11 protein-coding genes are annotated in these 11,920 nt (G+C 33.3%); 9 read left to right on the top strand and 2 right to left on the bottom strand.

Going from position 1 to position 11,920, the window contains the following annotated elements:
• Positions 1 to 32: 32 nt before the first annotated feature.
• Together AB3G33_RS10190 and AB3G33_RS10185 are read right to left on the bottom strand one after the other, a co-directional pair.
• The gene (locus tag AB3G33_RS10190) at positions 33 to 851 is read right to left on the bottom strand and encodes an SDR family oxidoreductase (protein WP_367768937.1); all 819 of its coding nucleotides are present in this window, start codon (positions 849 to 851) and stop codon (positions 33 to 35) included.
• A gap of 6 nt (positions 852 to 857) precedes the next feature.
• Complete coding sequence (locus tag AB3G33_RS10185; protein WP_367768934.1) at positions 858 to 2,393, bottom strand: FAD-dependent oxidoreductase; 1,536 nt, start codon at positions 2,391 to 2,393, stop codon at positions 858 to 860.
• A gap of 178 nt (positions 2,394 to 2,571) precedes the next feature.
• Here AB3G33_RS10185 and AB3G33_RS10180 point away from each other — a divergent pair, with 178 nt between their 5' ends.
• The 9 genes from AB3G33_RS10180 to AB3G33_RS10140 all read left to right on the top strand — a co-directional run bounded on the left by AB3G33_RS10180 (position 2,572) and on the right by AB3G33_RS10140 (position 11,679).
• Positions 2,572 to 2,904 (top strand): ArsR/SmtB family transcription factor, encoded by a 333-nt coding sequence (locus AB3G33_RS10180; RefSeq protein ID WP_367768932.1) that lies wholly within the window; start codon positions 2,572 to 2,574, stop codon positions 2,902 to 2,904.
• A gap of 100 nt (positions 2,905 to 3,004) precedes the next feature.
• Positions 3,005 to 3,475, top strand: a complete 471-nt coding sequence (locus AB3G33_RS10175; protein WP_367768929.1) for a DUF6428 family protein — start codon at positions 3,005 to 3,007, stop codon at positions 3,473 to 3,475.
• A 19-nt stretch (positions 3,476 to 3,494) separates the two neighbouring features.
• The gene (locus AB3G33_RS10170) at positions 3,495 to 4,127 is read left to right on the top strand and encodes a low molecular weight phosphatase family protein (RefSeq protein WP_367768925.1); all 633 of its coding nucleotides are present in this window, start codon (positions 3,495 to 3,497) and stop codon (positions 4,125 to 4,127) included.
• A 2-nt stretch (positions 4,128 to 4,129) separates the two neighbouring features.
• Positions 4,130 to 5,200, top strand: a complete 1,071-nt coding sequence (gene arsB / locus AB3G33_RS10165; RefSeq protein WP_367768922.1) for an ACR3 family arsenite efflux transporter — start codon at positions 4,130 to 4,132, stop codon at positions 5,198 to 5,200.
• Positions 5,201 to 5,525: 325 nt separating this feature from the next.
• Positions 5,526 to 8,033, top strand: coding sequence for a nitrite reductase large subunit NirB (gene nirB, locus AB3G33_RS10160; RefSeq protein ID WP_367768920.1), 2,508 nt, complete (start codon positions 5,526 to 5,528; stop codon positions 8,031 to 8,033).
• Between the two features lie 75 nt (positions 8,034 to 8,108).
• A complete protein-coding gene (gene nirD / locus AB3G33_RS10155; protein WP_367768917.1) occupies positions 8,109 to 8,486 on the top strand; it encodes a nitrite reductase small subunit NirD in 378 nt (125 codons plus the stop codon).
• Between the two features lie 30 nt (positions 8,487 to 8,516).
• Positions 8,517 to 9,104 carry a DUF4202 domain-containing protein gene (locus AB3G33_RS10150; RefSeq protein ID WP_367752329.1) on the top strand — a complete coding sequence of 196 codons (588 nt, stop codon included), beginning with the start codon at positions 8,517 to 8,519 and terminating at the stop codon, positions 9,102 to 9,104.
• A 12-nt stretch (positions 9,105 to 9,116) separates the two neighbouring features.
• Positions 9,117 to 10,925: an ATP-binding protein gene (locus AB3G33_RS10145; protein ID WP_367768914.1), complete on the top strand. Its 1,809-nt coding sequence runs from the start codon at positions 9,117 to 9,119 to the stop codon at positions 10,923 to 10,925.
• 94 nt (positions 10,926 to 11,019) lie between these two features.
• The gene (locus tag AB3G33_RS10140; RefSeq protein WP_367752325.1) at positions 11,020 to 11,679 is read left to right on the top strand and encodes a response regulator; all 660 of its coding nucleotides are present in this window, start codon (positions 11,020 to 11,022) and stop codon (positions 11,677 to 11,679) included.
• The last annotated feature ends 241 nt before the right edge of the window (positions 11,680 to 11,920 follow it).

Genomic DNA, 11,920 nt, shown 5'->3' with positions numbered 1-11,920 from the left:
TTATTTCACTGTTTTTTTAACCAACTGTTTTTTTAACCATTTGTAGTAAAACCTGGATAGCAAGTCATCCCTCCATCCACAAAAATGGTTGTTCCATTTATGTACTCCGACTCATCAGAAGCCAACCAAACTGCTGTACTTCCTATATCCTCAGGAATACCAATTCGTTTATACGGAATTAGTTTATTCAATTCGTTTAAAGCCTCTGGTGTATCCCAAGCTTCCTTATTTATAGGTGTTTTTATGGCGCCAGGAGCAATACTGTTGCATCGTATTTTATGGGGAGCGTATTCTTGACAAATTGTTTCCATTAACATCACAATTCCTCCTTTGGAAGCAGCATAATTAGCATGGCCAGCCCAAGGAATAATTTGATGTACTGAACTCATTTGAATAATTTTACCTAATGACTTAGAAACATCTGGACGCATTCCTCTTCGTAAAAATTCCCGAATCGATTCACGAGCACAAAGAAACTGCCCTGTAAGATTCACATCAATAACCAGTTGCCATTGGGCTAGTGTCATTTGGTGCATTGGGGCATCACGCTGTAAACCTGCATTAGGTACACAAATATCAACCGTTCCAAAATGGTTTACTGTTTGTTTAAACATAGCGATTACTTCCTCTTCCTTACTGACATCACATTTTATAGCTATTGCATCTCCACAAAGGTTATCCATCGAAATTTTATGTGCAATCTCTTCGGCAATTTCTGGATTCGAAACGTAATTGACCACTACATTAGCACCGTCTCTACCCATTGCGATAGCCACCGCTTCTCCAATTCCTGAATTCGCTCCAGTTACTATGCAAGTTTGACCTGCTAGTCGTTCATTTGGTTTTTGCATATTCTTTTAATTTAGTAGTTCATTTTTAATATAATCTCCCACTCGTAATGCCATAGCCATTATGGTTAAAGCTGGATTTACTGCAGAGCTGGAAACAAAAAAACTTCCGTCTACAACAAACAAATTTTTTACATCATGAGATCTACAAAAAGTATCTAAAGCAGATAATTTGGGATCAGTACCAAAACGAATGGTTCCATTTTGATGTGCCACTGCTGCTATATCCATGTCTTTTCCAAAATAAATATTCTTAGGAATAAAATGAGAAAAGCTCCCCGAATGTTCTAAACTGTATTTCAGTTTATCCATTAAAAGATGATGTCCTTTCAAATTATTGGGTGTGTAATTTATTTTTATTTTTTGGCTTTCCAAAGTTATCCTGTTATTTGGATCAGGCAAATCTTCAGAAGCCAACCAAAAGTCAACGGAATGTTTGGCCATCATTTCAAATGTAAATCCTGGCGCTGGAATTGGGCTATCGGCACTAATTTGTGTCTTATCTGATTTGCCTAGCATTTGAATGTGTCCAAGGGGAAATTCAAATTCATCACTCTTATGATAATAGTCATTAATTCCAAAGGTTTTCCCAAACTTGGAATCGTTTGCCGTAGTTGATAAAGCAATCATAGCTGAATTATTATGAAACATATAATTCCTACCAACAATTCCTGAAGAATTCGCCAAGCCAGCGGGATAGATAGTATTAGCACTTTTTAAAAGTAATACGGCCGAATTAATTGCACCGCAGGATAAAATTACTAAATCAGCGGTGAGGGTTACAACTTCACCATTGTAAAGAACATCCATTTTAGAAATGGCTGTGCCTGAATTATTAGTATAAAGTTTGGTGACTTGAGCATTAGTCATTAAACTTACATTGTCTTGCTGTAGCGCTTTTCTAAGTGCATTGATATGAGCATCTGCCTTATGTTCTGTAGGGTCTGGAAATCCATCAAAACGATCTAAAATAAAAGGAGCGCTTGCTTTATTCTTATCATCAGGATTCAAGCCTATAGGTAATGGAAACGGATGTAAGCCAGCATTTTTCAATTCATCAAAAACCTGTTGGATTCGCGGTTCGTGTTTTAAAGGTGGGTATAAATAAGGGTTTTCTTCTTCGGGTTCTGTGGGGTCTGCCCCTCTTTCGCCATGAACAGCATACAATCTTTCAGCTTCTAAATAATATTTTTTAAGATCATAATAGGATATGGGCCATTTTGGAGAAATTCCGCCATAATGCTTCACTTCATTAAAGTCATTTTCTCGCATTCTAAATAGTGCCGCTCCATATAATTTAGTATTCCCGCCTACATTGTAATGTTGTCCCGGTTGAAATTCTTTGTCCTCTTTATCAAGCCATCGCTCGGTAGTTGTGTATTTGTTTTTTACAAAAACTGCTTCACTATCCCAGTTTTCTTTTTCTATTGGTATAAAATCGCCTCGTTCAATTATTAAAATATTTTTTCCAGAATCTGCCAATTTGTAAGCTAAAGTCGATCCGCCAGCACCTGAGCCTACAATAATAATATCATAGTGTTTCATCTTATATTTTTTTAAGATAATTACTATAAAAATACGCATATTACTAAAGAGAAAATTTTATTTAATATTTAATTAGTATTTCATTTCAAAAGGCACTTTCAATACTTTTTATAAAAAAATAAAAAATATTTTATTCTTATTTTTTATTATCGTAATATTGCAATATAAATATATAACGATGGGAATTACTAAATCAGAACATTTTACAGAGGAGCAAAACGAATTGGCCATTTTAGCTAAAGCAATTGGTCATCCGGCGCGTATTGCTATAATACAGCACCTCATAAAAGTGAATAGCTGTGTTTGTGGCGAAATTGTAAATGAACTTCCGCTTGCACAGCCCACTGTTTCGCAACACTTAAAAGAGTTAAAAAATGCTGGTCTAATAAAGGGAAATTTCGAAGGAAATGCAATCTGTTATTGTCTTAACGAAGAAGGTTTTGAAAAAATAAAAGGCTTTTTCGAAAACATCAATACCTATTTAGAAAATAAAAAAAATCAATGTTGTTAATTTTTAAAAATACCAATCATGAAATTGCCATGACTCAAAAACAATATAATTTTAGTAATGGCGATACCATATTCTTTTAAAAAACAAATATTATATTCATATGAAACTATCTGAAATTAAAAAACAGCTAAGTACGTTAGAAAACGTAACTTTTGTATTGCCAAACGGAACTTATGTTCCTGAACATTTCCATGTAACAGAAGTGGGTTTAATCACTAAAAACTTTATTGATTGTGGTGGAAAAGTAAGAAAAGAAACCGTAGTGAACTTTCAATTATGGGATGCCAATGATTTTGAACACCGCTTGAAACCAAAAAAATTATTAGATATTATTGAACTATCTGAAAAAGTATTAGGCATCGAAGATTATGAAATTGAAGTTGAATACCAGTCGGAAACTATTGGTAAATACGATTTAGGTTTCAATGGAAATGATTTCACTTTGTTAAATAAGCTTACTGCTTGTTTAGCAGAAGATCAATGTGGAATTCCTCAAGAAAAACAAAAAATTAAAATCTCTGAAATTCCAGTTCAAAACAACAGCTGTACTCCTGGTGGAGGTTGTTGCTAATCCAAATATACTACTGAAAATGATGCCATCAAAAACACAAATTTTTCCCGCAATCGAAAAGGAAATTCTATCTTTTCATCCAGAAAATATTTCGCAAGAACGTAGAACAATTTTACAACCTTTAATTGATTTTATTCAAATTAAAGTGAGCAATCAAGAGGAAATAAGGCTCAACTTTATATGTACACACAATTCCAGAAGAAGCCATTTATCCCAAGTTTGGGCACAAACTGCAGCGTCTTATTTTAATTTTAGCAATGTGTTCAGTTATTCTGGAGGAACTGAGGCTACTGCTCTATTCCCTATGGCAGCAGCAACTTTATCTAAATCTGGATTCAAAGTAAAAACACTTTCTGAGGGAAACAACCCTGTTTACAGCATAAAATACACGGACAATGAGCATCCAATTATTGGTTTTTCAAAAACCTATGATGACGACTTCAATCCTCAAGCGGAGTTTGCTGCCATTTTAACTTGCTCTAGTGCTGACAATGGTTGCCCATTTATTGCTGGTGCCGAAAAAAGAATTCCCATCACTTTTGAAGATCCAAAAGCATTTGATAACACACCACAACAAGCAGAAAAATACCATGAAAGAAGTATGCAAATTGCTACTGAACTTTTTTATGTATTCTCACAAATTAAAAAATAAATATGTCGGCAAATAATTGTGCTCCAGTAGCAAACCGAAAAAAATTAGGATTTCTTGATAGTTATTTAACCCTTTGGATATTCTTAGCTATGGCTATAGGTGTAGCTGTTGGCTATTTTATTCCTTCGAGCAGTAATTTTATCAACTCTTTTTCAAGTGGAACTACAAATATTCCGTTGGCTATTGGTTTAATTTTAATGATGTATCCACCATTGGCCAAAGTAAAGTACGAGCAAATAGGTCAAGTATTTAAAAACACAAAAGTACTAGGTGCTTCCCTTTTCCTAAATTGGATTGTAGGTCCTATCTTAATGTTTTTCCTAGCTTTAATATTCCTAAACGGTTATCCTGAATACATGATAGGCGTTATCCTTATTGGTCTGGCACGATGTATCGCCATGGTGGTCGTTTGGAATGATCTTGCTGATGGAGATAGAGAATATGCGGCAGGATTGATTGCTTTAAACAGTATTTTTCAAGTATTGTTATATAGTGTTTATGCCTATATTTTTATAACGATTCTTCCTCCCTATTTTGGTTATACCGGTTTTGAAGTCAACATTAGCATTGGTCAAATTGCCGAGAGTGTTGGTATTTACCTAGGTCTTCCTTTTGCATTGGGCATTATAAGTCGTTACGCATTAATAGCTATAAAAGGAGAAGACTGGTTCCAAAATAAATATGTGCCTTTTATTTCACCAATTACTTTAATCTCTTTATTATTTACTATTGTAATTATGTTTAGTCTAAAAGGGGAATTGATAGTTCAAATTCCGATGGATGTGGTTCGCATTGCAATTCCACTAGTGATTTACTTTACAATCATGTTTGTTGTGAGTTTTTTCATTGGGAAATATTTCGGTGCTGATTATTCAAAAAGTACTGCTATTGCATTTACAGCAACAGGTAATAACTTCGAATTAGCTATTGCAGTGGCCATTGGTGTTTTTGGTATCAATAGCGGACAAGCATTTGCTGGAGTTATCGGTCCATTAGTAGAGGTTCCAGCTTTAATAGCTTTGGTTAATGTTGCCTTTTGGTTTAGAAAAAAATACTACACATCAGCGACATAGGTTGTATTAAATAACTTTAAAGTCGTTTAAAAAATTAAGACCTCAAATTCCCAAATTATAAAGTAGCAATGCGATATTTAATTTGAGAATTTGCGGTATTTTTATTTAATTCCACAATCGTATTAAAATCAAACACTACTTTTCTACCTCCAAAATAGAATAATACGATTTCGTTTTTCCTATATTTTTCATCATTTTTTACTAATAATATATTTTACCCCTTCCATTTTCAAGATATTCCAATTAATTTCCAAAAACAGAAATTAAGTATATAAATTAAGTACTTATACGTATATTTGTTACGTAATACTTAATTCAAGCTAGTATGATTAATATAATAGTAGTCGGAAACGGCATGGTAGGTTTCAAATTTTGTGAAAAATTCATATCGAAACCAGGACAAGAGAAATATCAAATTACTGTATTTGGAGAAGAACCAAGACACGCTTACGACCGTGTTCATTTAAGTGAATATTTTGCGGGTAAAAGCGCTGATGATTTATCGATGTCTACTTTAGATTGGTATGCTGAAAATAATATTATCCTTAATACATCCGAGTTAATTACCGATATTAATAGAGATCATAAAACAATACATACACATCTAGAAAAAACCTATTCCTATGATTATATTGTATTAGCTACTGGTTCATCTGCTTTTGTGCCTCCTATAGAGGGAGTAGATAAAGAAGGGGTTTTTGTGTACCGTACCATCGAAGATCTTGATGCAATTATGGCTTACGCCAAAAAAATAAAACAAAATGGTGCTACTGAAGCCGCTGTACTTGGAGGCGGATTATTAGGTCTGGAAGCAGCCAAAGCAGTTCGCGATTTAGGTTTAAACCCACACGTAGTTGAGTTTGCACCTCGCTTAATGCCAAGACAATTGGATAAGGGTGCGAGTGATATGTTGCAATCAAAAATAGAAGAATTAAACATTGGTATACATCTGAATAAATCCACTGAATATATTGCAGGTGAACATTGCATCACTGGGATGATGTTTACAGAACAAGAATTGTTAAAAGTTGATATGTTGGTTATATCTGCAGGTATCAAACCACGTGACGAGCTAGGAAGAGTTTCAGGACTTGAAGTTGGTGTACGTGGTGGTATTACCGTAAATAATAAAATGCAAACATCTGATCCTTTCATTTATGCGATCGGTGAAGTGGCACTTTATAACCATTTGATTTATGGATTAGTCGCTCCAGGATACGAAATGGCCGATGTGGCTGCCGAGCAAATTATGCAAGGTGAAAAAACAATGAGAGAAACCATTGACATGTCAACCCAATTAAAATTAATTGGCGTTGAAGTGGCGAGTTTTGGAGATCCCTTTATAGAAAACGAAAATGTTACTGCTATCGTTTATGAAAATAAATTTAGCGGAATTTACAAAAGGATTAACGTAACCAAAGATGGAAAAACTTTATTAGGTGGGATTTTAGTTGGTGATTCTAGTGATTATAATGGTTTATTCCAAATTTATAGCAATGCTATGGCTTTGCCAAAAAACCCAGAAGATTTAATTCTAGGTTCAAGAGGTGGAGAAGCATCGACTTTAGGAAGCGCTATGGATCTTCCTGATACTGCTGTAATTTGCTCCTGTGAGAATGTGACTAAAGGAGCTATTTGCTGTTCTATTGTTGATGAAACTTGTGCTACGTTATCTGATGTTGTTAAATTAACAAAAGCAACAACAGGTTGTGGTGGTTGTAAACCAATGGTCGTTGATTTAGTAAAAGCGACTCAAAAATCATTAGGAAAAGAAGTTAAAGATGTTATTTGCGAGCACTTTGCATACAACAGACAAGAATTATATGATATTATAAAAATCAACAAATTTACTTCACATAATGAAGTATTAGGTGTTGTAGGAAAAGGAGATGGATGCGAAGTTTGTAAACCAGTGTTATCTTCCATTTTCTCTAGTATCTACAATGATACTGCTAATAAACATATCCCTGCACAAGATTCTAATGACCGTTTCTTAGCTAACATTCAACGAAATGGTACCTACTCTGTAGTGCCTCGAATTGCTGGTGGAGAAATCACCGCTGACAAACTTATAGTTATTGGTGAAGTAGCCAAAGAATATGATTTATATACTAAAATAACAGGCGGACAACGTATTGATTTATTTGGTGCGCATCTGAATGACTTACCCGCTATTTGGAAAAAATTAATTGATAATGGTTTTGAAAGTGGTCATGCTTATGGAAAATCACTGCGAACAGTAAAAAGTTGTGTCGGTAATGCTTGGTGCCGTTATGGAATGGATGAAAGTGCTGGTTTTGCCATTGAATTAGAAAACAGATACAAAGGACTTCGATCTCCTCATAAAATAAAAGGTGGCGTATCCGCTTGTATCAGAGAGTGTGCCGAAGCAAGAGGAAAAGATTTTGGATTGATTGCCGTAGAAGGGGGTTGGAACTTATACGTTTCTGGAAATGGTGGAGCTAATCCTAAACATGCAGTGCTATTAGCAGAACAAATTGACAGGGCCACTTGTATTAAATACTTAGATCGATTCTTGATGTTTTACATCCGTACAGCAGGACCTTTAGTTCGTACTTCTACTTGGTTAGAAAAACTAGATGGGGGTTTAGATTACTTAAAAGAAGTAGTAATTGAAGATAGTCTAGGAATAGCTGAAGCATTAGAAACCGAAATGCAAGGACTTGTAGACACCTTTGAATGCGAATGGAAACAAGCTATTGAAGATCCTGAAATGATGAAACGTTTTAGTCATTTTACTAATTCTGATGAAACGGATGAAAACATTGTTTTTACGCCACTTAGAGATCAAAAAATGCCTAAAGCTTGGTAAGTTTTTAAGAGTAACAAAGACACAAAGTTTCAAAGTTTTATAGATTCAAAATTAGCTAAAAAAAAAATACAAATCATGGAAGAGATATTAAATCAATACGCAACAGTAACTCCTGAGGAGGTAAAAGTGTGGTTCAAAGCAGGTTCAACTAAAGACTTCCCCGCTGATGGTGGTGGATGCATCAAATACAAAAACAAACAAATTGCCATTATCAATTTTGAACGAAGAAACGAATGGTATGCCTGTCAAAACTTATGTCCTCATAAAATGGAAATGGTCCTCTCAAGAGGTATGATTGGGTCAGCAGATGAGATTCCAAAAATTGCTTGTCCCATTCACAAAAAGACATTTTCATTAAAAGACGGTAGCAACCTTAGTGGTGATGATTTAAAAATAGCCACTTATCCAATAAAAATCGTTGATGAAGAGGTATTTGTTGGCTTTTTAGAATAAATATGTATCTTTGATGATATCCCTTTTCAAATGACAAAAACACCATTTTATAACGCAAGTGAGTTAATTGATGCTGAAAACGCACAAGATCCAAACAGCGAAATATATCAATCTAAAAGTTATCCAAAAGAATTATTATATTCGAATAGAATGTATAAAAAACTAATGGAATTTCATCCTAATGCTTCAGAAGCAATTCAAATCGCATCTAAAGCGCAACACATTTGCAGATGGAAAATAGCACGAGAAACCTATCCAATGGATCGTGTAGGCTATTTAAAATGGAGAGAAGACTTGAAAAAATTCCATGCTAAAACGACAGCAGAAATTTTAGAAAAGGTGGGATATGACTCTCATTTTATTGCTCGAGTTTCTTTTTTAATTGAAAAGAAATTACTTAAAAAAGACGATGAAACACAACTCCTTGAAGATGTAATTTGTTTGGTGTTTTTAGAATTTTATTTGGACCCTTTTGTTCACAAGCATGACAGGGAAAAAATGAAAAATATCATTCTGAAAACGTGGAATAAAATGTCTGAAAAAGGACATCAGGAAGCCTTAAAAATCAACTATAGCGATACAAATCTTCAATTAATTAAAGAAGCTATTGGATTGTAATTTGATTTTGATATGAAAAACAAGACCAAACAATCTACCGAAAATCTTAATTTCATAAAATTAAAGCAAATGTATCTTTTTGCTTTGATCACTATTGCTATAACGGTACTGCTTAGTCAATTACTCATTCAATACAACTTGAATCGCCAATTGAATGATTCACGATTAATAAACATTTCAGGAAAACAACGGATGTTGAGCCAGAAGTTGGTAAAAGAAGTGTTGATCTTAAACTTAGTCTCTGATACTCTAAAAAGGCAAGAGGAAATTTCTAAAATTAATGAAACCGTATCCCTTTGGAAATTCACTCATTATGCATTAGAAAACGGAAATGACAGTCTTCACTTTCCAAAAGCAAAAAGTAAGATATTGACCCAATTATTTGCAGAAATAAAACCTAATTTTGACAGTATAGACCATGTAACTACCCTACTTTTAAAAAATCATATTGGATTTATAAACTCAAATAAAAATCAAAAAATAGTACAAACTATTCTAGATAACGAAGGGATATTCCTTTCTAAAATGAATAAAATAGTGAGTCAATATGAAGTGGAAGCACTAAAAAAAGTAACCCTTCAACGAAATACTGAATATGCTATTTTAGGATTTACACTACTAGTTTTATTTTTAGAATTTCTTTTTATTTTTAAGCCCACTAACAAAAGAATTGAGCTATTAATTTCAAAACTTCTAGTCTCTGAAAGAAAAGCGATAAAGCTAGCGCATGATACCGAAGTGATTAGCGAAATAAAAGAAAACTCGGTCAAAGAATTAAAATCGCTCAATTATGCTATGGAAAATACTTTATTGTATTGCCGTATAGCACCTGACGGAAGTATTATACATATTGGAGAAAAATTTTCAAAACTATTGCAATACAATCCGTTTATAAATGACAAAACGTTCTCAGAGGCACTGACACCAATTGAAAAAGAACAACTAGTAATTGATAGAATCATTACTGAAAAACAAAGAAGTGGATGGCAGGGAGAAATAAATATTACCAATAGAAATAAAGAATCCATTTGGCTAGACCTATCAATGGTGCCTGTAACTATAAAAAAAGAGGAATCTGAATTGTTGATTATTTGCTTTGACATTACCGAACGAAAAAAAGCAGAACAAGAAGTAGATCGGTTGAATACTGAAAATATTAATGATAAAGTAAACCAGCAGAAAATAATTTCAAGCAAAATTGTTGAAAATCAAGAAAACGAACAAAATAGAATTGCAAGAGAAATTCATGACGGAATTGGACAAATGCTTACTGGATTGAAATTTAGTTTAGAAAGCATCAACTTAGATGACAAAGTAAAATCAGCCCAAAAAATAGAATACCTAAAAAAATTATCCCTTGACATTATTAAAGGAGTGCGTACCGCTACTTTTAATTTAATGCCTCCTGAATTGAGCGATCATGGAATTGTTTCCTCCCTTTCAAAACTAACGCAGGAACTTTCAAAACTCACTGGGAAAAATGTTCATTTTTATAACAAAACAGCTTTTGATAAAAGATTGGATTCCTTAATTGAAATAAATATATACCGCCTCACTCAAGAAGCCATTAATAATGCCATAAAATATGCCGAATCTTCTGATATTGTGGTACAATTATCCCATAGTGACTCCATTTTAAGTATTATAATTGATGATAACGGAAAGGGATTTGATGCTACCGAAGTGGAGAAAAAAAGAAATAGTGAATCAGGAATGGGATTGCTTTTCATGAAAGAAAGAATACAATACATTAACGGACGTGTTTTTATTAACTCCATACCTGGTGAAGGAACTAGAATCACCTTCAATATCCCCATTTAAAAGTAAGATTCTAAATTATTTAGATAGATTACGTATATTAGCCCTCCAATTAGTTGAATATACTTAAAAAAAATGATTCAAAATTAAGTAAGATATGAATAATACAATCCGAGTTGTACTGGCTGATGACCATGTTTTTGTAAGAGATGGAATAAAATCATTATTAGAAACCGAAGACAATATTATTGTTGTAGGGGAAGCTACAGATGGTCAAGAAGCATTGGACACAGTAGAGTCAAGCAAACCGGACTTATTGATTGTGGATATACGTATGCCTCATTTTACAGGTATCGAAGTTGTTGAAAAATTGCGAAATCAAAATAATCCCGTCAAAATAATTGTGCTATCGATGCACGAATCAGAAGAATATGTACTTAAGTCTATTAAGGCTGGTGCCGATGGGTATTTATTGAAAGGATCTAGTAAAGAAGAATTTTTAAAAGCATTACATACCGTTTCTAATGGCGGAAAATATTTCAGTGGTGACATCTCCTCTATTCTTATTGATCAACTCAAAAATAATGTAAATACATTAGATTCTAAGCAACCATTAGCTGATGATTTGGTTATCACCAAAAGGGAAAAAGAAATCTTAAAACTTTTATTATCAGGAAAAGGCAATAAAGAAATTGCAGAGGCATTAGAAATTAGTAAACGCACCGCTGAAGTGCACCGCTTTAACCTGATGAAAAAACTTAAAGTAAAAAATCTTATGGAGCTGTCCAATAAAGCAAATGAGTATGCTTTAATATAATCTTCTTCACTAAAAAGAAAAAACCAAAATATTAATTGAATTTAAATTCCATCTGAAGCCTAATTATGTACTTCAAATGAAATGAATTATGCTTTTATATCATGGTACTTAAAGTTTAAAATCATTCAAAAAATGAAAAAAGGTTTCTCTTTTTTAGCAAATTAGTAATAAAAAGAGTTTTAAAAATAGATGTCCAAAATCTTTAGATAAATACGTATTTATACTTAATTTTAATATTTAT

It is taken from the genome of Flavobacterium sp. WC2421 (assembly GCF_040822115.1).
Taxonomy (GTDB): domain Bacteria; phylum Bacteroidota; class Bacteroidia; order Flavobacteriales; family Flavobacteriaceae; genus Flavobacterium.
The sequence above is the reverse complement of the archived record's forward strand: the minus strand, read 5'-3'. Positions and strand labels throughout refer to the sequence as shown.